This is a genomic window from Nocardia sp. bgisy118 (assembly GCF_057708605.1).
In genome coordinates this window covers 115,792-139,130 of the sequence record NZ_JBYISM010000005.1, presented here as the reverse complement: position 1 = coordinate 139,130, position 23,339 = coordinate 115,792, and the positions used below count along the sequence as shown (strand labels likewise).

Here is a 23,339-nt window from a genome sequence, read left to right as displayed (position 1 = left end):
ATCAGTCGAGCAGGCGACGGACGACGCCGTCGGCGAGCAGACGGCCCCGGTCGGTGAGGACGAGATGGCCGTCGGAGCGGAATGCCAAGCCGTCGGCGATGATCCGGTCCACGGCCGGGGTGGCGGAGGCGGCGAGGTCCGTGAGGGGGAGGCCGGTGCGGAGCCGCACGGTCAGCATGACGCGTTCGAAATAGCGCTCGTCGTCGTTGAGCGATTCCCAGCCTGCGGCGGGCAGACCGCCGCGGGCGACGCGCTCGGCGTAGCGCGCCGGATGCTTGACGTTCCACCAGCGCACGCCGCCGAGGTGGCTGTGCGCGCCGGGGCCTGCGCCGAGCCAGTCGCCGCCGTCCCAGTACCCGAGGTTGTGCCTGCACCGGGCGGAATCGTTTGCCGCCCAATTGGATACCTCGTACCAGGTGAGGCCCGCAGCGGCGAGGCGAGTGTCGATGCGTTCGTAGCGGGCGGCGAGCACGTCGTCGTCGGGGGCGGGCAGTTCGCCGCGACGCACCTTGCGCGCCAACGCGGTTCCGTCCTCGACGATGAGCGAATACGCGGAGACGTGATCGACACCGGCGTCGAGCACCGCGTCCAGGCTGGCGTCGAGATCGGCGTCGCGCTCACCCGGCGTGCCGTAGATCAGGTCCAGGTTCACGTGCTCGAATCCCGCGGCCCGCGCTTCCCGCGCGGCGGCGACCGCACGGCCAGGGGTGTGGGTGCGGTCGAGCACCGCGAGCACATGCCGGGCGGCCGACTGCATGCCCAGCGAGACGCGGGTGTACCCCGCCGCCCTGATGCGGTCGAAGAACTCCGGCGAGGTGGATTCCGGATTCGACTCGGTGGTCACCTCGGCGTCCGGCGCGAGCGTGAATGCCGATCGGACGGCGTCGAGCACCTCGGCGAGACCGTCCCCGCCGAGCAGCGACGGCGTGCCGCCGCCGACGAAGATCGTCGAGACCTCGGGCGTGGCCGACGGCAGACCCGCGAACCGATCGGCGGCCGCGGCCAGTTCACCGCGCAACGCCGCGAGCCACGACTGCGGCGATGCAGAGCTGCCGAGCTCGCCCGCGGTGTAGGTGTTGAAGTCGCAGTACCCGCAGCGCGTCGCGCAGAAGGGCACGTGCACGTACACGCCGAACGGCCCGCCGCCGAAGTCGCGCAGCACGGGCGCGGCGGCGTCGATCTCCGAGAGGGGTACGGCGGAACTCACCTGTCCAGTGTGCCCGCCGAACAGTGCGACCTTTCGCCCGGGGACCGTCCCACCACCGGGGACGTGCCGACCGTCACTTCCACGCGTGAACCCGTGGGCGATGTCGCAGCGGGGACTCGGCGGCGCGCACCAGGACGAGCAGGCCGCCTGCGCCGGCGATCGAAAAGGCCGCGGCCGCGACGACCCGCGCGGCCGCGCCCATGAACTCAGTCCGCGACGATCGGCGTGTTCTGGTTCGCGGTGAGCAACCAGCGGCCGTCCTCCTTGGCCATCACGTACATCGGGGTGCCCTCGCCCTCCAGGACCCCTTCGTTGGTGAAGTACCGCTGACGCACCTTCACCGCGGCCACGTCGGGGCGGATGAACAGCACGTGCTCGAGCTCGTAGGTCGCCTTGCCGTGCGTGGTCGCGCCGGGCAGCAAGGCAGCGGTGAACTCGGCGATGGCGTCGCGGCCGAACAGGCGCTTGCCGTGGCCCGTGGTCCAGATGGCGTCGGCGCGGAACAGCGCGACGAATTCGTCGACGAGCTCGTGCTGCTGCACGTGCTCGACGGTGGCGACGATCTGGCGGATGGCTTCGATTTCGACGTCGGTGTCGACGGGTGCGGTACTCATGGGATACACACTCGTACCTCGAGATAACTCGAGGTCAACGGAGCGTGCCACGGTTCACATCGGACACTTCGGACGAATCACCAGCCGCGTTCGCGCGGGAAAATATGACGACCATCACAAATAGACCTCCCGGTCCAGGGAATTTCCCCCTATTTCGCGGGAAATACCGGCATGACGGTCGGAACGCCCATCCTGACATGGCACAATAGGCCCCATGCGCGCATCGGGAGTACGACTTGTGGCACGTCGCCACGTCGACTACAAGCGCGTCTGTAGCGCCTGCTGTCTGCCCGGTTCTCACCGGTAGCTCAGCGGCGCCCTTTCCGGGTCTCCCGGCGACTCCCATCGCATCGGTCCGCTGACACCGCGGGTGTGAGCCAGCCCCTCACGCCTTCAGCACGGATGTACCACCCACCCAGCAGGAGCGACCTCATGACGTCGAGTACCGACGCCGGTCCCAGCGATCAGCCGACCCCGAGGCAGGCGCGTCCCGAACGCCCGGCCTCCGAGCGCCGTGTACGACCGGACCGCCCGCGGCCCGAGGCGTCGACGGCGCCGCGCGCCCGCACCGGCAAGCCCGTGCGCCGCAAGTCCGAGGGCCAGTGGGCCCTCGGCTACCGGGAACCGCTCAACCCGAACGAGCAGAGCAAGAAGGACGACAACCCGCTCAACGTCCGCGCCCGTATCGAGAACATCTACGCCAAGGGCGGCTTCGACAGCATCGACAAGGCCGATCTGCGCGGCCGGTTCCGCTGGTGGGGTCTCTACACCCAGCGCGAGCAGGGCTACGACGGCACCTGGACCGGCGACGAGAACATCGACATTCTCGAGGCCAAGTACTTCATGATGCGGGTGCGCTGCGACGGCGGCGCGCTGAACGTCGCGCAGCTGCGCACGCTCGGCCAGATCTCCACCGAGTTCGGCCGTGACACCGCGGACCTGTCCGACCGCGAGAACGTCCAGTACCACTGGATCGAGATCGAGAATGTTCCGGAGATCTGGCGCCGCCTCGAAGAGGTCGGCCTGCAGACCACCGAGGCGTGCGGCGACTGCCCCCGTGTCGTGCTCGGCTCGCCGCTGGCCGGTGAATCGCTGGACGAGATCATCGATCCCACCCCGGCGATCCAGGAGATCGTGCGCCGCTACATCGGCGACAAGCGGTACTCGAACCTGCCGCGCAAGTTCAAGACCGCGATCTCGGGTCAGCAGGACGTGGTGCACGAGATCAACGACGTCGCGTTCGTCGGCGTGGAGCACCCCGAGCACGGCCCCGGTCTCGACCTGTGGGTCGGCGGTGGCCTGTCCACCAACCCGATGCTCGCGCAGCGCGTCGGCGCCTGGGTCCCGCTGGACGAGGTGCCGGACGTATGGGAGGCCGTGGTCTCCCTGTACCGCGACTACGGCTACCGCCGCCTGCGCACCAAGGCGCGGCTGAAGTTCCTGATCAAGGATTGGGGCATCGAGAAGTTCCGCGAGGTGCTCGAGGAGAAGTACCTGAAGCGCAAGCTGATCGACGGCCCCGCGCCCGAGCAGCCCGCCAAGCCGATCGATCATGTGGGCATCCAGCGGCTGCGCAACGGCCTCAACGCCGTGGGCTTCTCCCCCATCGCGGGCCGCGTCTCCGGCACCGTCCTCACCAAGGTGGCCGACGCGGTCGAGAAGATCGGCGCCGACCGGATCCGCTTCACCCCGTACCAGAAGCTGATCGTGCTCGACGTCGCCGACGACAAGGTCGAGCAGCTCATCACCGAACTGGAACCGCTCGGGTTGCAGGCCCGTCCGTCGATCTGGCGGCGTAACCTGCTGGCCTGCAGTGGCATCGAGTTCTGCAAACTCTCCTTCGTCGAGACCCGCAAGCGCTCCCAGGTGCTCGCGCCGGAGCTCGAGCAGCGCCTCGCCGACGTCAACGCCCAGCTCGACGTACCGATCACGGTGAACATCAACGGTTGCCCGAACTCCTGCGGCCGGTCCCAGATCGCCGACATCGGCTTCAAGGGCCAGCTGGTGGACGACGGCGACGGGAATCAAGTCGAGGGTTTCCAGGTTCATCTCGGCGGCAGCCTCGGACTCGACAGCGGTTTCGGCCGAAAGCTGCGCCAGCACAAGGTGACCAGCGCCGAACTCGGCGACTACATCGAGCGCGTGGTGCGCAACTTCGTCAAGAACCGGAACGCGGACGAGCGGTTCGCCCAGTGGGCGGTCCGCGCCGACGAGGCCGACCTGCGATGAGCATCGAATCGTGACTCGGCTGACGGGAGATCAACTGTGACAACCAAACTCGCCGACAAGCTCGCCGAAGACGAGCTGCGGGCGATCGCCGAACGCGGCGCGGCCGAACTCGGCCCCGACGCCTCGGCGCTCGACCTGCTGCGCTGGACCGAGGAGACCTTCGGCTCCGGCTACATCGTCGCCTCCAACATGCAGGACGGCGTGCTGGTCCACCTCGCGGCGCAGGTCCGCTCCGGTGTCGACGTGCTGTTCCTGGACACGGGCTATCACTTCGCCGAGACCATCGGCACCCGCGACGCGGTCGAGGCCGTGTACGGGGTCAACGTGGTCAACGTCCGCCCGGAGCACACCGTCGCCGAACAGGACGAACTGCTCGGCAAGGATCTGTTCGCGCGCGACGCGGGCGAGTGCTGCAGGCTGCGCAAGGTTGTGCCGCTGAAGAAGTCGCTGTCGGGCTACAACGCCTGGGTCACCGGCATCCGCCGGGTCGAGGCCCCCACCCGCGCCAACGCACCGCTGATCTCCTACGACGAAGCCTTCGGCCTGGTGAAGATCAACCCGATCGCACCGTGGTCCGACGACGAGATGCAGGCCTACATCGAACAGCACGGCATCCTCGTCAATCCCCTGGTGGAGGAGGGATATCCGTCCATCGGCTGCGCTCCGTGCACACGGAAGCCGGAGCCGGGATCCGATCCGCGAAGCGGCCGTTGGGCCGGCCTCGCCAAGACCGAATGCGGGTTGCATCAATCATGACCGAGACCATCAGAAGTGAACGCTCTCTTGGCATCACCGACTTCGACACCCTCGCGGCGTTGGAGTCGGAGGCCATCCACATCTTCCGCGAGGTGGCGGGCGAGTTCGAGCGGCCGGTGATCCTGTTCTCCGGCGGCAAGGACTCCACCGTGCTGCTGCACCTGGCGCTCAAGGCGTTCTGGCCCGCGCCGTTGCCCTTCGCGCTGCTGCACGTGGACACCGGCCACAACCTGCCCGAGGTGCTGGAGTTCCGCGACAAGGTGGTCGAGAAGTACGGGCTGCGCCTGCACGTCGCCAGCGTCGAGGACTACCTGGCCGATGGCAGGCTGACCGAGCGCCCGGACGGCATCCGCAACCCGCTGCAGACCGTGCCGCTGCTGGACGCCATCTCCGAGAACCGCTTCGACGCGGTGTTCGGCGGCGGCCGCCGCGACGAGGAGCGCTCCCGCGCCAAGGAGCGCATCTTCTCGCTGCGCAACGCCTTCGGCCAGTGGGACCCGAAGCGGCAGCGCCCCGAGCTGTGGAACCTGTACAACGGGCGGCACGCGCCGGGCGAGCACGTGCGCGTGTTCCCGCTGAGCAACTGGACCGAGCTCGACATCTGGCGCTACATCGCCAGGGAGAATGTCGAACTCGCGACCATCTACTACGCGCACGAGCGCCCGGTGTACCAGCGCGACGGCATGTGGATGACGCCGGGCGTGTGGGGCGGCCCGCGCGAAGGCGAGGTGCTGGAGACCCGCTCGGTGCGTTACCGCACCGTCGGCGACGGATCCACCACCGGCGCCATCATTTCCGACGCGGCCGACAACGAGGCGATCCTCGCCGAAGTGGCCGCGTCCCGACTGACCGAACGTGGTGCGACCCGTGGCGACGACCGGGTGTCCGAGGCCGCGATGGAAGACCGCAAGCGAGAGGGTTATTTCTGACATGTCCGACCTATTGAGGCTGGCCACCGCCGGTTCTGTCGACGACGGTAAGTCCACCCTGGTCGGACGGCTGCTCTACGACACGAAATCCGTACTGGCCGACCAGATCGACGCCGTCACCCGCGCGTCGGTGGACAAGGGTCTGGCCACCCCGGATCTCTCGCTGCTCGTGGACGGGCTGCGCGCGGAGCGGGAACAGGGCATCACCATCGATGTCGCCTACCGCTACTTCGCCACGCCCAAGCGGTCTTTCGTGCTCGCGGACACCCCCGGGCACGTGCAGTACACCCGCAACACCGTGTCCGGCGCGTCCACCGCGCAGCTGGTGATCCTGCTGGTCGACGCGCGCAAGGGCGTGATCGAGCAGACCCGCAGGCACGCTGCGGTGCTCGCGCTGCTCGGCGTGCCGAAGCTGGTGCTCGCCGTGAACAAGATCGACCTCGTGGACGACGCCGCCACGGTGTTCGCCGAGATCTCGGCCGAGTTCACCAAGCTCACCGGCACCCTCGGCTGGGCGCCGGAGGACGTGCTGGAGATCCCGGTCTCGGCGCTGCACGGCGACAACATCGCCAGCCGGTCCTCGAACACCCCGTACTACGACGGGCCTTCGCTCATCGAGCACCTGGAATCGGTGCCGGTCGACGCCGACAACACCGGCGCGCACACGCTGGGTCTGCGCTTCCCCGTGCAGTACGTGATTCGCCCGCGCACCGCCGAATACCCGGACTACCGTGGCTACGCGGGTCAGATCGCGGCCGGTTCGGTGGCGCCCGGCGACGAGATCGTGGTGCTGCCGTCCGGCGTGCGCACGACCGTGGAGCGGATCGACACCCCGGACGGCGAGCTCGCCGTCGCGCAGGCCGGGCGCAGCGTGACGCTGATCCTGACCGACGAGGTCGACATCTCGCGCGGTGACATCATCGCCGCGGTGTCCGACGCGCCGGAACCGATCGACAGCTTCGACGCGACGGTCTGCTGGCTGGGCGACAAGCCGCTGCGCCCCGGCGCCCGGCTGCTGCTCAAGCACGGCACCCGCACCACCCAGGCCATCGTCGGCGCGCTCATCGAGCGCTTCGACGAGCAGCGGCTCGCCGCGGACCCGAACCCGGAAGCGCTGGAGCTCAACGACATCGGGCGCATCTCGGTGCGCGTCGCCGAGCCGCTCGCGGCCGACGACTACCGGGCCAACCGGCACACCGGCAGCTTCCTGCTGATCGACCCGGCCGGCGGCAACACGCTCGGCGCGGGCCTGGTCGGCGATGTGCTGACCGCGGTCGAGGTCGGCACCGAGGCCTGAGATGACCGACGTGTTCGCCTCCCGCGGCATCGGCGCGCAGCCGATGCCGCCTGGCGACCGTCGATTCTCCGCGCCCGCGTTGATCGCGGTCGCGCACGGCAGCCGCGATCCGCGTTCGGCGGCCACCATGTCGGCCGTGGTCGCCGAGATCGCCGCCGCCCGGCCCGATCTCGACGTCCGCCTCGCTTTCCTCGATCTGAGCGCGCCCTCGGTCGAGCAGGTGGTGGACGCCGTTGCGGGTCAAGGGCATACGCATGCCGTCGTGGCGCCCCTTCTGCTGGGCAGCGCCTTTCATGCACGCGTCGACCTGCCGGGGCTGCTGGACGAGTGCCGCGCCCGGCATCCTCGTCTGCGGCTCACGCAAGCGGACGTACTCGGCCCCGACCCGCGCCTGATCGACGCGCTGCGGGACCGTGCGCTCGATGCCCTAGGGACTTCCACGACCGTCCCGGCGGACCGCATCGGCGTAGCGGTGGCTGCCGTCGGCTCGTCGTCTTCCGCGGCGAACGCCCGCACCGCCGCGGTGGCTCGCCGCCTGGCCGCCCGCACCGGCTGGCACACCGAGATCTGCTTCGCCACCACGGAACCCACGGTGCACGAGGCGGTTTCCCGCCTGCGCGCATGCGGCGCGGACCGCGTCCTCGTCGCGCCGTGGTTCCTCGCCCCCGGCTTGCTCACCGACCGGTTGACGGCCGCAGCCCCGGAACTGACGCACGCCGACGTCCTCGGCGTCCATCGCGCCATGGCCGAGATCGTCTGGGACCGCTACGACGCGGCGTGGGCCGCGGCTCTGCCGCTGTCCGCCTGACTGGCGGCACGGCACGCGCAGCGCCACCGATGGTCTTCGACCGCCCACCCACCACGGTGCCGTCGCCCTGAAGAGCCTCCCCTGACTGGTCGACTTCACCTCGACGTTCCGCTCGATCGCGTCGGCGACGACACCGCGCGCAGGACACCTGCCGCCCGTAGTTCGTTCGCGGGCCATGTACCGCGGTCGCCGACCTCCCGACGGCCCCAGCCCGGCAAGTCGCACGAGAATCGCCGCCGATCCGGCCGAACCCGAAATGCCGAGTCCGTCAGCGTCTCTCACCCAGCCGTTCAACCCGTCGAGTTCCGGAATCGCCACCACCGAATGGCGCCGGCACCGCGTTCTGACCGGTCACCGGTCGTTGGACCTCGAACCGCCATCACGACCCGAACTGCCGCCGCTCGAATCCCTGCGGCGGGGTGCTGATGGCGGATTATCTGATGGCCCTGTGGCTCGCGGGCCGGTCCACGCTGGCCGACGCGGTCGCGGGCATGTCGCGTCTGCACGCCCCCATCAGGGTCGGCCTGGCAGGGCTCGTCGTGAGCGGCTGCTTTCTCGAACCGAATCTCGGCTCCGGATCGACCCGCACGAAGATGGTGCTGATTCTGCTGCTGACCCTCAACGGATTACAGGCCACCATCCTGAGCAGGCGCCTGGCCCACCAGGTTTCGGTCAGACCGCCGACGAAGTTGCTCCTGTGGGGCGCCGCCTCCGGAACGATCTCCCAGGTGTGCTGGTGGGGCGCGATCGCCATCGGATTCTGGAACGGGCAACACTGACCGGCCGACATCCCACCGGTTCAGCTACGCCGAAGCCGCACGCCCCGTAGCTCTTTCACGACAGCAGCCGGTCGATGATCCGTCGCGCCGTCTGCACCTTGGTCTCGTCGCCGAGTTGCCGCGCTGTGCTGACCGCGCTCATGAGCGCGTCCAATTCGAAGGCGAGCGCGTCCGCGTCCCGGTCGGCCAGTTCGCCCTGATCCTGGGCTTTGCGAATCTCTTTGGTCAGGAAAGAGAGCCAGTCCTCGCGGTCGGCGGCGATCGCGTCGTGCACCGGGCCCGGCCTGCTGTCGAATTCGACCAGGGTCGCGGTGCGGAAGCAGCCGCCGGGAAAGACCGGTTCGGTCACGTGCGCGAACCAGCGATCGACCAGCGCGCGCAGTCGCGGCACACCGCGCGGCACACCGACGGTCGGCTCGATCACCTGCGCCACGAACACCTCCCTGGCCGCCTCCACCGCCGCGAGCTGGAGAGATTCCTTCGAGCCGAAGAGTGTGGCGATACCGCTCTTGCTGATCCCGAGGTCGGCGGCCAATCGCCCGATGCTCACACCGTTCAGCCCTTCGACGGACGCCACGTCGGCGGCGTGCCGGGCGATCGACGCCCGGGAGCGAGCGCCCTTGACCAGGCGCTGATCGGTTGTCGTCTCGGCCATGCCCCCATTCTTCCACCGAACGCTTGCAAATACGAACGATCGGTCGTACTTTGATTGTACGAACGGTCGTACGTTTTGTTCTCGACTTCCGAAGGATCTCCCATGACCGAGGTGTCCGCACGGACCACCGCCAGTCCCCCCGCCATGAGCGCCACCGCCACGCTGCTGATCGCGTGCGGCGCGGCGTTCATCGCCTTCCTCGACCTGTCCGTGGTCAACATCGCCTTCCCGGCCATCGCCCGCGACTACTCCGATACCGCGACGACGACGTTGACTTGGGTGGTCAGCGGTTACGCCGTCGCGTTCGCCGCCCTGCTCACGCCCGGCGGCCGGTTCGCCGACGCGCTCGGGCGGCGCAGGCTGTTCCTGATCGCGCTGGCCGGTTTCGCGCTCACGTCATTGCTGTGCGGGCTCGCGCCGAACGCGGCCTGGCTCATCGCGGGCCGGGTGCTCCAGGGCGCGACGGCCGCGCTCATGGTGCCCGCGGCACTGGGGCTGGTGCTCGGCGTGACACCGCGCGAACGGATCGGTGCGGCCATCGCCGCCTGGTCGGCCGCGGGCGGATTCGCCGCGGTGGTCGGACCGGCGATCGGCGGCGGTCTGGTGGAGGCGTTCGGCTGGCGGTCGGTCTTCGTGATCAACGTGCCGGTCGCGCTCGGGCTCATCCTGCCCGGCTTGCGAATTCCGGTGACCGACCCGCGGCCGGCAGGCACCGCGCTGCCGGATCCGGTCGGCACGGCGGCCGTCGCGCTCGGGTTCGGCGGTGTGGTCGCCGGAGTCACCGAGGGGCAGCGCTGGGGGTGGACCTCGCCGGGCACGCTGGCCGTCCTCGGCGGCGGCGCCGCGCTGTTGGCCATCGCTCTGGTGCGCTCGGCGCGGCACCACAATCCGGCCATCGCGGTGGAGTTGTGGCAGAGCAGGCCGTACGCGCTGGCCAACGCCGCGTCGTTCGTCTTCGGTGCGGCGATGTTCGCCTGGCTGCTGTCCGGACCGCTGTTCCTGGACGCGATCTGGGGTTATTCGGTGCTCGGCTCGGCCGCCGCGCTCACCGTCGGCGCGGTGGCATCGATGGTGAGCGCCACCCTGGCGGGACGGGCCGCCACCCCCGCCGCGCGCCGCTGGGTCGGGGTGCTCGGCGCGCTGATGTTCACCGGAACCCTCGTCTGGATGAGCACCGACGCGTTCGGGCCGACACCCGCGCTGTGGTCGGCCTGGATTCCCGCCGGGGTGCTCGGCGGCGGCGGTGTCGGCATCGTGGTGACGGTGCTCGGCACGGCCGCGGCGAGTTCGCTTCCGCCACAACAGTTCGCGGCGGGCATCGGCATGAACCTCACGGCGCGTCAGGTCGGCGGCGCGCTGGGCGTCGCCGTGCTGGCCGCGGTGTTCGCCGCCCACCCCGGCGACGCGCTCGCCGGCTTCCACACCCTGTTCGCGGTCTGCGCGGGCATCGCCGCGGGGGCGGCCTGCCTGTGCGCCATACCGACGCGGCAGCTCGATCCGGCCGCGACCGCCGTCACCGACTAGGAGTCACCATGACGCACAACGACATTCACACCGAAGCCGACGACCCGATGCTGCTGGCGCCCGACGCGGCCCTGGAACTGCTGGCGGGCGCGCCCTGGCGGCGCTTCGCCGTCCTGGGCGACTCCATCGCCCGTGGCGTCGGCGACCCGAGCCCCGGATACGAGACGGCCGGGTGGGCCGATCGCCTCGCCGCCCTGCTGACCTCGGTGCGGCCCGGCCTCGCCTACCTCAACACCGGACGTATCGGGGCGACGACCGCGCAGGTGCGCGACGAACAACTCCAGCGGGTGCTGGAGTTCGAACCCGACCTGGTGCACGTGAGCTGCGGCGGAAACGATCTGTTCCTGCCCGGCGGCGACGTCGACCAGGTGCGTGCCAACCTCGACGGACTGTTCGCCGCGGTGAGCCGCGGTGGCGCACAGGTCATGACGTTCACGGTGGCCGATGTCTGGGAGGTCGAGCGCATGGCGCCGATGCGGCCGATGCGCGACCGCATGGCGGTACTCAACGACATCGTCCGGGACCTGGCCCACCGCTACGACGCGGTGCTCGTCGATTTCTGGGACCACCCGCTGCGGCTGCGGCCCCAGGTCATGAGCGCCGATCTCATCCACTTCACGACCAGCGGGCACGCGGTGGTGGCCACGGAAATGGTGCGGGCGCTGAGCGCACGAATCCTCGCCGACACCGCCGCCAACTGAGCCTCGAGGCCGTCGGCAACGAGCTCGGCCGTGTCCCAGGGCTTTTCACCCCGGGGCACGGCCCGGTTCACACAGTTCTCGCGAGACCGCGTTCAGCTCGCGATCAGGGCAGCGTCTGCGGCACCAGCTCCGGCATGACGACGCCGACGAGTATGCCGACGAGCGCACCGACTACCGCGCCGTTGATCGCTCCCACGATGGCGCACGGCACCGCCATGACGATGAAGCCGGGCAGGCACGACACCGCGCTCATCACACCCGACCCCGTCGCGCCGACGACCGCGCCCGCGGCCGCGCCGTTGGTCAGCGGATCGGAGTTCATCGCCTCCGGATTCGTCGCGATCCTGTCGAGCGGAAGGCTCGCGCCGACCTGCAAAGGCTCGGCGACCTGCTGCACGATCGGCGCAGGCGCCTGCACCGGAGCCGCCTGCACCGGGGCGGCCCCGACGAACGCGAGAGCGGCCGCCACCGGCAGCGCACCCGCGATCAGCTTGCGAACCGCGTTCTCGAAGGTCCTACGGACCATGATGCTTCCCGCCTCTCATCGACCCGTTGTGCATGGAATGTCCTTGCAGTACATGACCGCTCCCCTCCCGGATGCTGGGTCCGGACGATCGGCCGGTCATCGCCTTCGCTCCCGATCGAAAATCGGGCGTCGCGGCTCAGAACACGAATTGCTGCCCATAGCCCGTCGTCTGCACGATGCCGTTGCGGGCGTCGGCGCGGACGGTGATGAACGGCATGGCCGATGCCGGGGTGAGGCATCCGTTGATGTTCAGCGCGGTATTGGAGTGCGCGAAGGTGAAGGGGAACAACGAATCCTCGTCCAGCGTCGACTCGGCGATCACCGCCGCTGTCACGCTGCCCGGGTTGATGGACACGGTGATCTCACCACCGAGTTCGCTGAAGACGCCGAAGGTGACATCCCCGCCGAGATCGATGCCGAGATTCCCGCCGAAATCGACAGCGACCTGGTCGCCGACGGTGACACCGAACGGAACATTGAGACTCAGCCCGAGAAGTCCGGTCGTGACATCGACATTGCCGCCCACGGCGGCCGCGATGCTGACGTCGATGCCATCGGAGATGTCCACCGCGCAGCCGATCAGATATCCGGCGATGAGCTTCCCCCTGCGCAGCGCCGAGGCTCCATCGAGGGAGGTCGAGAAGTTCCCGGACACCTTGGCCGAGTGCGAGAACGGGACCCCCAACGCGAGATCACCGGTGGACTTGACAAAGTTGGCATCCACCGACGCGACCAGGTGCATCCCGCCGGAGTCGACCTCCCCCGGCTCGGCGCGGGCCGCGCTCTGAACACCGACGGCGCCGGCGACGACTACCAACACTGTGGTGATCGCGGCCAGAACAGGTGAATGCTTGCGATTCATAACGCTCCAGTCGAATCTGATCGAAACGAAACTTTCACAAACGAACTCGCACGCCGACCGTCGTCGCTGATCCTCTTCGGCGGGTGCGGACGGGCATTCCAAATATCGCTGTAGCTCAGCGCTGGTAACCGTACAGCAACGGCGAGTCGCCGACGAAACCGGCGCGCGGTCGGAGCGGGGAAATGGAATGGGCGTCGAGCGCACGGGCCCGGCGAACTCGGACAAACCGGAGAACCGTGGTCGCAGGATCGTTTTCGGTCATTCGGCGGTCCCGTACCGTCGCACCAGTTCCGCGCCCAGCCGCGCGAGTTCCTCGCACACCTCCGGCGGTCCGAGCACCTCGATCTCCGCGCCCCACCCCGCCAGCTGCTGAGCGATCATCCGCGGCGTCGGCGCGGTGATCCGGACCTGGACCCGGCCGTCGGCGACCGGGCCGTCCACCTCGCAGTGCCTGCCCTGCTGATCGCGCAGCACCGGGAGCAAACCGGGGGCGATGCGGGCGGTGGCCGACGTGGCCGCGCGGCGCCGCTCCATCGCGCCGACCACTTCGTCCCAGGCCGCCGACAACTCGAAATCGTCTGGGCGGCGAAAGGTTTCGTCGGACAGCTGGGCGTCGGCGATCCGGTCCACCCGGAAGGTCCTGCTCCCCTTCTCGGTGCCCGCGATCAGATACCAGATGGCGTCCTTGTCGACCAATCCCCACGGGTCGACCATCCGCGTCGTCTTGGCGCCCGCCCGCTCGTACTCCAGCCCCACCCGTCGCCGCTGCACGACCGCGCGCTGCAACAAGTCCACCACGCCGGGCCGGTTCCGGTCGCGCTGACCCCAGCGCGCCGGATCGATGATCACGGCGTCGGCGGCCGCCTGGGCGTCCGCGCGGAACGTCTGCGGCAGCGCCCGAACCAGTTTGCGCAGTGCCGATTTCACCTCCGGGTTCGCGCTCGCGGACGCGCCTGCCAGCAGGAACAGCGCCCTGGCCTCGGGTTCGGACAAACCGCTCAAATCCGTCCGAGCCCCGCCGACGAGGGACCAACCGCCGCCGCGGCCCTGCTGCGCATACACCGGAATGCCCGCCGCGGAGAGCGCCTCCAGATCACGCCGCGCCGTGGCCACGGAGACCTCCAGTTCCGCGGCGACCTCCGCGGCGGTCACCCTGCCGCGGGCCTGCATCAGCAGCAATGTGGCCACCAGACGATCCGCTCTCATACGAGAAATTCTGCCGCACAAAGTGCTCAGTTGGTGAGCACTTTACGCGCGAAGATGGTTCCACCAGCACGAACCGATCATCGAAGGAGCACCGACATGCTGCGCGGAATGGCCACGGTCACCTATTACGCCGACGACCTCGAAGCCGCCAAGGACTGGTACGCCGAATTCCTCGGCGTCGCGCCCTACTACCACGTGCCGAACGGGTACTACGAGTTCCGCATCGGCGACTACCAGCACGAGCTGGGCATCGTGAACCGCGCCTACGCGCCGAGCGGTGCGCGCAACGAGCCGGGCGGGGGCGGCGTCATGTTCTGGCACGTCGACGACCTGGCGGCCACCTTCCAGCGACTGCTCGACCTCGGCGCCACCGAGTACGAACCGATCACCCCGCGCGGCAACGGCGAAGGTTTCGTCACCGCCGCGGTGGTGGACCCGTTCGGCAATGTCCTCGGGATCATGTCCAACCCGCACTACCTGGAGGTCGTCGGCAAGACCGGCGGCGTGTAGGTCAGCGGCCGAACCAACGCTCCAGCACCGTGGCGACGCCGTCGGCGTCGACGTCGCCGGTCACCTCGTCGGCCAAGCCGCGGACGTCGTCGGGCGCGTTGGCCATGGCCACCGAATACCCGGCCCAGCGCAGCATTTCGCGGTCGTTGTAGCCGTCGCCGATGGCCAGGGTCGCGGCGCGGGGAATGCCGAGCGACAGGCGCAGACGCTCCAGCGCCCAGCCCTTGGACACCCCGCGCCGCGACACGGTCAGCCACGGGCCGAACTCGCCGTGCACCCAGCTGGCGCCGGGCACGGCGAAGGTCCGCAACAGCGTGAGCATCTCATCCAGCGTCCCCTCCGGCCACCAGCCGTTGAGGCGCGGCGTCGGCTCGCTGCTCAGCGCGCCGTGATCGACGAGAAGGTATTCGCCGATGGAGAATTCGCCGGGACTGGCGCCCGTCGCCCAGGTACCGATGCCGACCTTCTCCACCGCGAAGATCATCTCCGGGAACAGGGCGCGCAGCGCGGTGACCGCGGGCGCCGGGTCGAACGCCTGCACCGCCACCGGCACGCCCCTGGCCACGTCGATGTGCACCGCGCCGTTGGAACACAGCGCATGCCCCTCGACCAGCCCGAGTTCCGTGAGCACCGGACGCGTCGTCAGCAGCGTGCGCCCGGTCGTCACCACCACGTGCGCCCCTGCCGCGACAGCCGCCGCCACCGCGGCGGTGACCCGCACACTGACCGGCGATCCCGTCTCGAGCAGCGTGCCGTCCACATCCAAGGCGATCAGCCGCGGCCCTCCCCCAAGCGCTTTCACCAATCCATTGTGCCCCGCGGCTCGATGACTCGTCTTCGATTCAGCGCCGGGCGCCACCGACTCCGCCGCCGGCCGAGCCGCCACCGACCTTGCCGCCACCGCCCATACCGCCGCCACCCATACCGCCGCCGGAGCCACCCGCACCGCCGCCGCCGAACTTCGAGTCCGACCTGCCGCTGCCGCCGGAAGACGCACCGCCGGAGGAGGTTCCGCCGGAAGACGATCCGCCCGGCGAGGACGCTCCACCGCCGGAGTACGCACCACCACCGGACGACGCACCGCCATGTGAAGACGCTTCGCCGCCGCCGGACGACGCACCACCGCCGGAGGACGTTCCGCCACCGGAAGATTCACCACCGGACGACGCGCCACCACCCGAGGATGCGCCACCACCGGAAGATTCACCACCCGAGGACGCGCCACCACCCGAGGATGCGCCACCACCAGAAGACGCACCACCACTCGAAGAATCACCACCGGACGAAGCGCCACCACCCGAGGCCGTTCCGCCGCCGGACGAATCACCCCCTGACGATTCACCGCCGGACGATGCGCTCCCGCCAGAAGACGTACCGCCCCCGGACGCGCCACCGCCGGAGGACGTTCCACCGCCGGATGAAGCGCCCCCACCAGAAGACGCACCACCACTCGAAGAATCACCACCGGACGAAGCGCCACCGCCCGACGAGGCACCGCCACCCGTAGAACCACCGTCCGTGCCCGGCCCGGACGCCGCGCCGGAACCATCCCCGGCCGCGCCGCCGGAAGTCGTTCCCCCCGAGGATGTCCCACCGGCATTGCCCCCACCCGCCACAGGGTCTCCGGTCGTACCACCCGAAGCGGCGCCGTCAGTGCTCGTTCCTCCAGGCGAGGCGGCGCCCCCACCGGAAGCCGGTGATCCGGGAGAAGTCGGCGTGCCCGGCTCGGGTTGGGTGTTGCCGGGGGCCGAAGGGTTCGGGGCCGAGGGATTCGGGGCCGGTTGGGTGTTGGGCCAGGAGGGCAGACCGACGCTCGGGATCGTCGGGTTCATGCCTTCCCACCCGGGCAGGCTCACCCGCGGCGTCCGCTGGAAGGGCAGCGGATTGACGAACTGGGCGGGGTTGGCGTACTGCGGTCCCGCGTATCGGCCATTGCCGCAGCAGATTCGGGGATCGTTGTGCGGCCCGGGGCGGGACTCGCCGATCGAGGGCCCGAAAGTCGTACTGCGCGCGATGGACGAGACGCGCCGGTCGTAGCCGTTTCCGTCGAAGAAGGCGTGCTGCGCCAGCGTCGCCGGGATGCCCTGCCGGACGGCCTGGTCCAAGGCGGTGTCGCCGTTGGGTTCGTAGAGCAGCGTGTCGGCGGGGACCGGAGCGGCGGCCGGTAACCGGTCGAGTACCGGGAGCGGACCCGATCCGCCGGAGCCGCCGAAGATCGTCGCGGCCGACATGGCCAGCGCGGAAGCCACTGCGGCACTGGAGAACACGGCGACGCGTGGCGCGGGCCGTTCCCCGGTACTCGCGGGCGCGAAGGTCCTGGCCGCGAACCGCGCCGCGCCCACGGCCACGATATGGCCGGGATCGGCCGAAACCACCACCGGGCGGCCGAGTTCGGCCAGCGCACCCGCCACCTCGGCGGGCCGGGACGCACCACCGACGAGCAGGACGCGACCGATATCGGAGAAGCTGAGCCCGGTGGAGCGCAGGCAGGCGCGCACCACGTCGAAGGAGTCCCTGATGTGCTCGGTGCGCAGGCCGTCGACGTCGACGATGGACGTCATCGACACCGTGGCCCCGGGCACGCCGGTGCGCCCGTAGCGCGCGATCATGTCCCCCAGCGGGCGACCGCCGAAGTCGTAGGAGCGCTGCGGCTTTCCGACGATCGGATGGTTCTCCCAGTCCGGCCCGACGCGCACGACGGACACGTCGAGGCTGGTGCCGCCGAGGTCGTAGACGAGGACGAAGCCGGTCTCCAGCGGGCCGTGTTCGTATTCCAGCCATTCGGCGGCGACCACCGGTTCGGGCACCAGCATGACGTGCCGCGCGCCGTTCAGGTCGAGCGCCTGACGTAGTAGGGCGAGCTGTTTGTCGGTGTAGACCGCCGGGTAGGTCGCCACCGCGCCCGCGCTCGGCTCGGCCGCCTCCAGCAGACCGGTGACCACCGCGGCGACGAGGTTTGCCGGGGAGTACAGCCGCCCGCCGACCAGCAGTGATTCCGGGTCACGCGCCAGATCGGCGAAATCGGTGATGGCCGAGCTGAATTGAGGAATGCCGCCGATGCGGGCTCCGCCCGCCGAGTCGAAGCTGAGTGCCGTGCGCTTGGTGCGCACAGTGGGTCGAATCAGACCATCGGTGACCGAAGCCGCTATGGAGTTCACTGAACCGATGCTGAAACCCAGACATGTAGTCATTCGCTATCCCGTCAACGCACCGTGACCACGTCCAGCACACAGTCGAGCCATGTGGCCGCGGTCGTCTTCCAAACAGCCCCCACAGGTTAGCTGTTCGCAAACTTTCCAGATGCCGAATTGATATGAAACGTTTGGCTTCCGGCAACAATCGGTCGAATGCCCAGGTAAACAGGGTCGAATGAAAGGTTCAGCCCCCTCGACACACCGCAAAAGGGCTGCGACGGACCCGATTCCGCTATCACGCAGCGACTGTTCGTCACGATCGGCAGGGGATAAAACAAACCACCGGACGCCCGTGGCAAACCTGTCGGCACACACCGACTGGTCGGTAACCGACATTTAGCCATGATTATTTCTCCGACCATCCGGGCGTGTCGCCGACCAATAGATGACACATCAAATGCCGCGTCCGATTACCGCCAGCGATGCCGCCCCGCGCTCGGTTGACTGATTACGGCGGCACCGTCCGCCACAGCGAAAGAGCAAGCACGGGAAGGAAAGTGGACACGAATGTCGACACGGTTCGCGGAGCAGGTCGCGGTCATCACCGGCGCCACCTCGGGCATCGGCAAGGCGGTGGCGCTACGGCTGGCCGCCGAGGGCGCGGCGGTGGTTCTCGGTGCGCGCGGCAAGGACGCCGGTGATCAGGTCGCCGAGGAGATTCGCGCTGCGGGTGGCCGGGCGCTGTTCGTCCCGACGGATGTGACGGTGGAGGCCGACGTGGCCCGGCTGACCGAGACCGCCGTCGGCGAGTTCGGCCGTCTGGACGTGGCGTTCAACAATGCGGGCGCGGTGCGGGCGTTCGGACCGATCGCCGAGATCGACGAGGCGGGCTGGCGCGCCGACCTCGAACTCAATCTGACGGCCGTGTTCTACGGCCTGCGTCATCAGGTGCCTGCGCTCGTCGCGTCGGGCGGCGGCGCGATCCTGAACAATGCGTCGAACCTGGGCGTGGTCGGCATGGGCTCGGTCGCGCCGTACGTCGCCGCCAAGCACGGCGTCGTCGGGCTGACCAAGGCCGTCGCGCTGGAATCCGCCGATCAGGGTGTGCGGGTCAACGCGCTGGTGTCGGGTGCGGTGGACACCCCCGCGTTCCGCGACTCGATGGGCGCGACGCCCGAGGGCGAGGCGGCGATCGCGGCGCTGCACCCGCTCGGCCGGATCGCCGCGCCGGACGAGATCGCCTCGTTCTGCGCCTATCTGCTCAGCAGGGAGGCGAGCTTCGTCACCGGCGCGGCCCTCGCGATCGACGGCGGATTCACCGCGCGCTGAGCGCCGAACGCCCAGCGGCCGAACGCCGAACGCCGAACGCCGAACGCCGAACGCCGAACGCCACGACGATGCACGTATCGTCGTGGCGTTCGGCGGAACAGCGGCTCGGCAGACCTCATCGCACCACCGAGCTCGCGGGCACACCCCGGGTTCAGACCCGGGCGAGCAGCTTGCGCAGCGGCTTCACCAACGGCGCCGCCGCGGCACCGCCCGTGACGACCTCGGGCCTGCGGTCGCGCACCAGCCGATCGAAATCGGCCGCGCTGTGCGCGGGTTCGGGCAGGCGACCGGCGTTGTAGTCGTCGGCCAGCTGCCGCACGGTCTGCTGTGCGCAGGACTTGTTGGTGCCGATGAAGCCGGTGGGGCCGCGCTTGATCCAGCCGGTGACATAGGCGCCGGGCAGCACCGCGCCGCCCGCTTCGCCGAGCACCCTGCCCTCCGCGTTCGGGATCACGCCCGCCTGCTCGTCGAAGGGCAGACCGCGCAGCGGCACACCGCGATAGCCGACCGAGGTGAGCACGAGCCCGGCCTCGATGCGCTCGGTCTCGCCGGTGGCGACGGCCTTGGTGCGTCCGTCGGCCTCGGTGACCAGCTCGTTGCGGCCGATCTCCAGACCGGTCACCCGGTCCTCGCCGAGCACGGCGGTCGGCGCGGCCAGGTAGCGGAAGACGATCCGCTTGCGCTCGCCGGACGGCCGCTCGGCGACCTTGTGCAGCAGGCGCAGCTTCTGCTCGATCTTGTACGGCAGGTCGGCGGTGATCTCCGGCAGCTCGCCCTCGACCGCGATGTCCACGTCGGAGCCGAGCAGACCCACGAATTCGGGCACGGTGAAAGCGGATTCGGCCGGACCGCGGCGGCCGAGCACGACCACCTCTTCGATCTTGCTCTCGCGCAACGCCCGCAGCGCGTACGGCGCGATGTCGGTGCCGGCGAGCGTGGCCGGATCGGAGGCCAGGATGCGCGCGACGTCCAGCGCGACATTGCCGTTGCCGACGATCACCGCGCGCCGCTGCGACAGATCGAATCGAGCGTCCGCGTGGTCGGGGTGCCCGTTGTACCAGGCCACGAAGTCGGTGGCCGACACATTGCCGGGCAGGCCCTCCCCGGGGATGCCGAGCTTGCGGTCCGAGGACGCGCCGACGGCGTAGATCACCGCGTGGAAGTGGTCGAACAACTCCTCGTGCGCGACGTGCGCGCCGACCTCGACGTTCAGGTACGAACCGAAGCCGGGCTGCGCCGAGATCACGTCGAAGAGCTCGCTGACCTGCCTGGTCTTGGCGTGGTCCGGCGCGACGCCGTGCCGGGCCAGGCCGTAGGGCACCGGCAGCCGGTCGAACACGGTCACCGAGACGTTCGGCTGGGTCAGCAGCTCGTCCGCGGCATACATCGCCGACGGACCCGAGCCGACGATCGCCACCCGCAATGGCGCCCGCTCGGCACGGATCTCCGCCGCGGGCACCGGCCGGGCCAGCAGCGGACGCGGCCGGGACTGCCGGTAGAAGTCGGCGTTGATCTCGATGAAGGGCTTCTGCTCCTCGGTCAGCCGCTTCGACGAGGTGATGGCGTCGACGGGGCAGGCCGTGGCGCACGCGCCGCAGTCCACGCAGGCCTTCGGATCGACGTACAGCATCTCCGCCGTGCGGAAGTCCGGCTCGTCGGGCGTGGGATGGATGCAGTTGACCGGGCAGGCGTACACGCAAGACGCGTCGCTGCAACAGGATTGGGTGACGACGTAGGGCATGGTCGACCGCCGCTCAGCCCGCGTGCACGACGCGCAGTGGCTCCGAGCGGTAGCGGCTCATCGGGCCGTCGATGCCGAGCAGCTTCCACACCCGCTTGGAGATCGGGTTGATCAGGCCGAGTTCCTTGGCCAGGGCGCGCACGTCGACGAAGTAGTCGGCGAAGACCTGCTCGGCCTCCTTGGAGCCGTAGAACAGCTCCTTGCGCACCTTCGCCGGGATGTCGAACTCCTCGAAGAACTTCCTCGGCGGGGTCGCGATGGAACGGCCGAGGATCCACATGACGATCGGCATCGCGATCGACAGCACGAACCGGTTGGCGGCGCTCCGCTCGGGCACGTGGTTCTTCAGGAACTCGTGCGCGAACGAGATGTGGCGGGCCTCCTCGGCGACGTGGATCGCCATCACGCCGAGCATGATCGGGTGGACCTCGTCGCCGGAGCGCAGGATGTCCTTCTGGATGTGGTCGATCGGCTCCTCGCCCGCGAGCACGGCCATGAAGAACAGGTTCGGGAATTTGGCGGCGACCGGCGCGGCCAGGTACTTGAACTTGCTCACCAAGGGACCCATGCCGGGCACATCCAGACCGATCCGGTTCACCATCTCCTGGAACATCAGGGTGTGGTTGTGCTCCTCGATCATCTCGTGGGAGCAGTAGCGGAACTCGGGCGAGCCGTTGGGCAGGCCGAAGTTGTGAATCACCATGCCGCTGATGAGGATCGACTCGAATTGCAGACCGACCTTGGCGACGTTGGCCTGGCGGTACTTGCCCAGCGCGATCTGCTTGTCCTTGGGCAGGGCCAGGTACCAGGGGTGGCGGCCGAGCGGGTCGGCCGACTGCGGCAGGATCCAGCGCTCCTCGCCCGCGTCGGCGGCGTAATCCGGGTTGTCCCAGTCGATGTCCTCGAACGGGTCGAAGTGCTTGTTCACCGAGCCCTCGGACAGCAGCAGCAGCTTGGCGGCGTATTTCTGCGCCTGCTCGAGATCGGGATCGATAGCGTGCTTCTCGGCTGTCGACATCGTCGTCACTGCCTTCCTCGGGGGACGTTTACCTGTACCCCATAGTTACACCTACGGCCGGTGACGTCAACTCTCCGCACAGCGGAGCACGGTCCGGGCCCGCGCCGCACGCGGAAGCGCCGGCAGACGAGTCGGCGGCGGCCGGGTGTGTTCACCCGACCGCCGCCGTTGTGACCAGGATCAGACCAGTCCGAACGGTGCCGATCCCGCGACCACGCCGTCTGCGGGCAGCGTGAAAGCGAGGACGACACCGCAGGCGGACGCAGCCGCGGCCGATGACATCCTGGTCAGCTTGCGCCGCGCGCGCCGCAGGCCCTTCCCCCTGCGATGCGCACCCGCGGCCGTTTCCTCGGCGGACGCCGCCGTCTGCCGCGCGACCAGCGCCGCGCCGTCCGCGATCGTGCGTTCCGGATCGGGCGCGACGACCACAGGTCGCGCCAGTTCCTCGGCGAGCACGCCGGACACCTCCGTCGGCCTGGCCGCGCCGCCGACCGCGAGGACGCAGTCGACGTCGGCCATGGTCACGTCGGCCCGCCGCAGGCAGCGGTAGACCAGTTCCAGCGAGGCGCGCACATGCTCGGCGCGTAGTTCGTCGGCGACCGAACCGTCCAGCGCGCCTGCCGCCGAGGATCCGCCGCCCCGCGCCGCGACCAGCGCGCCGAACGCGCGCCCGCCGAATTCCACGGAACGCAGCGGGACGCCGGCGATCGGATCGTGCGGCCTGCCCGCGCCGACCCGGACCAGCGCGACGTCGAGGCTCGCGCCGCCCAGGTCGTAGACCAGGGCGAGGCCGGGCATCACCGGACCGTGCGCCGCCTCCAGCCAAGCCGCCGCCGCGACCGGCTCGGCGACCAGCGCGACGTGGTGCAGGCCGATCGCGTCCAGCGCGCCGCGTAGCTCGGCCAGCTCGTCGGCGCCGTAGCCCGCCGGATGGGTCAGCGTGACTTCCGCGCCCACCGCCCTCCGGTCGCTCATCGCCTCGGTGATGAGGCAGTCGGTGACCACGGCGACGAGATCCGCGGGCGCGAGCGTGCGGTTGCCGACCCTGGCCGTCACGACGCCGCGGCGACCGAGATCGGCGAATTCGGTGATCGCCCTGCCGTGCCGGGGCATCAGGCCGACGCGCGCCATCCCGGTGCTGTCGAAGGTCAACGTGGTGCGCCGGGTGACGGACGGTGCGGGTCTGGCGTGCCGCCGGTGGCCGAGCAGACCCGGCGGCGACTTGGCCGATGCCGTGTCCGCCAGCGCGGTCACCGAGTTGACCGTACCGATGCTCAAACCAAGACCAACTGCCATCGTGTTTCACCCGATCGACGAGCCGATGTGCTTCGAACACCACCCACGCAACCACTCGGCGACCGTCGTGCCAACCACCGGACAGCGGGTTGTCCGCACCCCGCCGGTCGCCGTGCGCGAGCCGAACCGATCACCGGCGTAGCATCCGACCTGCCCGATCGACCTTGGGACACACCGGTACTGCGCAACGCGACACGGTGCCTCGTGACTTTCCGATC

General features: G+C 69.6%; 22 protein-coding genes. 11 read left to right on the top strand and 11 right to left on the bottom strand.

What is annotated here, in order from left to right:
- Position 1 precedes the first annotated feature (1 nt).
- Both hemW and AC3EO7_RS08215 read right to left on the bottom strand, forming a co-directional pair.
- A complete protein-coding gene (gene hemW, locus AC3EO7_RS08220; protein WP_431962874.1) occupies positions 2-1,207 on the bottom strand; it encodes a radical SAM family heme chaperone HemW in 1,206 nt (401 codons plus the stop codon).
- Between the two features lie 206 nt (positions 1,208-1,413).
- Positions 1,414-1,821: an SgcJ/EcaC family oxidoreductase gene (locus AC3EO7_RS08215; RefSeq protein ID WP_431962872.1), complete on the bottom strand. Its 408-nt coding sequence runs from the start codon at positions 1,819-1,821 to the stop codon at positions 1,414-1,416.
- Positions 1,822-2,035: 214 nt separating this feature from the next.
- On the opposite strand from AC3EO7_RS08215, the gene AC3EO7_RS08210 reads away from it, so the two are divergent.
- The 7 genes from AC3EO7_RS08210 (at position 2,036) to AC3EO7_RS08180 (ending at position 8,619) form a co-directional block, all read left to right on the top strand.
- Positions 2,036-2,128 (top strand): Ms4527A family Cys-rich leader peptide, encoded by a 93-nt coding sequence (locus tag AC3EO7_RS08210; protein ID WP_355000761.1) that lies wholly within the window; start codon positions 2,036-2,038, stop codon positions 2,126-2,128.
- Between the two features lie 125 nt (positions 2,129-2,253).
- Positions 2,254-4,050 carry a nitrite/sulfite reductase gene (locus tag AC3EO7_RS08205; RefSeq protein ID WP_435590882.1) on the top strand — a complete coding sequence of 599 codons (1,797 nt, stop codon included), beginning with the start codon at positions 2,254-2,256 and terminating at the stop codon, positions 4,048-4,050.
- Positions 4,051-4,086: 36 nt separating this feature from the next.
- The gene (locus AC3EO7_RS08200; protein ID WP_431962868.1) at positions 4,087-4,806 is read left to right on the top strand and encodes a phosphoadenylyl-sulfate reductase; all 720 of its coding nucleotides are present in this window, start codon (positions 4,087-4,089) and stop codon (positions 4,804-4,806) included.
- Positions 4,803-5,735, top strand: coding sequence for a sulfate adenylyltransferase subunit CysD (cysD, locus tag AC3EO7_RS08195; RefSeq protein WP_141812355.1), 933 nt, complete (start codon positions 4,803-4,805; stop codon positions 5,733-5,735). The genes AC3EO7_RS08200 and cysD overlap by 4 nt, the downstream gene beginning before the upstream one ends.
- Before the next feature lies 1 nt (position 5,736).
- Complete coding sequence (locus AC3EO7_RS08190; protein WP_431962865.1) at positions 5,737-7,032, top strand: sulfate adenylyltransferase subunit 1; 1,296 nt, start codon at positions 5,737-5,739, stop codon at positions 7,030-7,032.
- A 43-nt stretch (positions 7,033-7,075) separates the two neighbouring features.
- Entirely contained in the window at positions 7,076-7,840 is a 765-nt protein-coding gene (locus AC3EO7_RS08185) for a sirohydrochlorin chelatase (protein ID WP_435590981.1), read from the top strand.
- 425 nt (positions 7,841-8,265) lie between these two features.
- Positions 8,266-8,619, top strand: coding sequence for a hypothetical protein (locus AC3EO7_RS08180; RefSeq protein ID WP_435590881.1), 354 nt, complete (start codon positions 8,266-8,268; stop codon positions 8,617-8,619).
- A gap of 55 nt (positions 8,620-8,674) precedes the next feature.
- Here AC3EO7_RS08180 and AC3EO7_RS08175 read toward each other — a convergent pair whose 3' ends face one another.
- Complete coding sequence (locus AC3EO7_RS08175; protein WP_431962861.1) at positions 8,675-9,274, bottom strand: TetR/AcrR family transcriptional regulator; 600 nt, start codon at positions 9,272-9,274, stop codon at positions 8,675-8,677.
- 102 nt (positions 9,275-9,376) lie between these two features.
- Between AC3EO7_RS08175 and AC3EO7_RS08170 the strand changes: the two genes are divergently transcribed.
- Both AC3EO7_RS08170 and AC3EO7_RS08165 read left to right on the top strand, forming a co-directional pair.
- Positions 9,377-10,798, top strand: a complete 1,422-nt coding sequence (locus tag AC3EO7_RS08170) for an MFS transporter (protein WP_435590880.1) — start codon at positions 9,377-9,379, stop codon at positions 10,796-10,798.
- Between the two features lie 8 nt (positions 10,799-10,806).
- Entirely contained in the window at positions 10,807-11,499 is a 693-nt protein-coding gene (locus AC3EO7_RS08165) for an SGNH/GDSL hydrolase family protein (protein WP_431962857.1), read from the top strand.
- Between the two features lie 103 nt (positions 11,500-11,602).
- On the opposite strand, the gene AC3EO7_RS08160 is transcribed toward AC3EO7_RS08165, so the two are convergent.
- The 3 genes from AC3EO7_RS08160 to AC3EO7_RS08150 all read right to left on the bottom strand — a co-directional run bounded on the left by AC3EO7_RS08160 (position 11,603) and on the right by AC3EO7_RS08150 (position 14,093).
- Positions 11,603-12,025 (bottom strand): hypothetical protein, encoded by a 423-nt coding sequence (locus tag AC3EO7_RS08160; RefSeq protein WP_435590879.1) that lies wholly within the window; start codon positions 12,023-12,025, stop codon positions 11,603-11,605.
- Positions 12,026-12,161: 136 nt separating this feature from the next.
- Positions 12,162-12,887, bottom strand: a complete 726-nt coding sequence (locus tag AC3EO7_RS08155; RefSeq protein ID WP_431962853.1) for an MspA family porin — start codon at positions 12,885-12,887, stop codon at positions 12,162-12,164.
- A gap of 258 nt (positions 12,888-13,145) precedes the next feature.
- The gene (locus AC3EO7_RS08150; protein WP_435590878.1) at positions 13,146-14,093 is read right to left on the bottom strand and encodes a helix-turn-helix transcriptional regulator; all 948 of its coding nucleotides are present in this window, start codon (positions 14,091-14,093) and stop codon (positions 13,146-13,148) included.
- Between the two features lie 96 nt (positions 14,094-14,189).
- On the opposite strand from AC3EO7_RS08150, the gene AC3EO7_RS08145 reads away from it, so the two are divergent.
- A complete protein-coding gene (locus tag AC3EO7_RS08145) occupies positions 14,190-14,603 on the top strand; it encodes a VOC family protein (protein WP_431962849.1) in 414 nt (137 codons plus the stop codon).
- Between the two features lies 1 nt (position 14,604).
- Here AC3EO7_RS08145 and AC3EO7_RS08140 read toward each other — a convergent pair whose 3' ends face one another.
- Positions 14,605-15,405: an HAD family hydrolase gene (locus AC3EO7_RS08140; protein WP_431962847.1), complete on the bottom strand. Its 801-nt coding sequence runs from the start codon at positions 15,403-15,405 to the stop codon at positions 14,605-14,607.
- Between the two features lie 40 nt (positions 15,406-15,445).
- Positions 15,446-17,761 carry an Hsp70 family protein gene (locus AC3EO7_RS08135; RefSeq protein WP_435590877.1) on the bottom strand — a complete coding sequence of 772 codons (2,316 nt, stop codon included), beginning with the start codon at positions 17,759-17,761 and terminating at the stop codon, positions 15,446-15,448.
- Between the two features lie 543 nt (positions 17,762-18,304).
- Here AC3EO7_RS08135 and AC3EO7_RS08130 point away from each other — a divergent pair.
- On the top strand, positions 18,305-19,066 hold the full coding sequence (locus tag AC3EO7_RS08130; RefSeq protein WP_431962843.1) for an SDR family NAD(P)-dependent oxidoreductase: 762 nt from the start codon (positions 18,305-18,307) through the stop codon (positions 19,064-19,066).
- Positions 19,067-19,217: 151 nt separating this feature from the next.
- On the opposite strand, the gene AC3EO7_RS08125 is transcribed toward AC3EO7_RS08130, so the two are convergent.
- The 3 genes from AC3EO7_RS08125 to AC3EO7_RS08115 all read right to left on the bottom strand — a co-directional run bounded on the left by AC3EO7_RS08125 (position 19,218) and on the right by AC3EO7_RS08115 (position 23,079).
- Positions 19,218-20,807 carry an FAD-dependent oxidoreductase gene (locus tag AC3EO7_RS08125; RefSeq protein WP_435590876.1) on the bottom strand — a complete coding sequence of 530 codons (1,590 nt, stop codon included), beginning with the start codon at positions 20,805-20,807 and terminating at the stop codon, positions 19,218-19,220.
- 13 nt (positions 20,808-20,820) lie between these two features.
- Positions 20,821-21,825, bottom strand: a complete 1,005-nt coding sequence (locus AC3EO7_RS08120; protein WP_431962839.1) for an AurF N-oxygenase family protein — start codon at positions 21,823-21,825, stop codon at positions 20,821-20,823.
- A 180-nt stretch (positions 21,826-22,005) separates the two neighbouring features.
- Positions 22,006-23,079, bottom strand: coding sequence for an Hsp70 family protein (locus AC3EO7_RS08115; protein ID WP_435590875.1), 1,074 nt, complete (start codon positions 23,077-23,079; stop codon positions 22,006-22,008).
- Between the last annotated feature and the right edge of the window lie 260 nt (positions 23,080-23,339).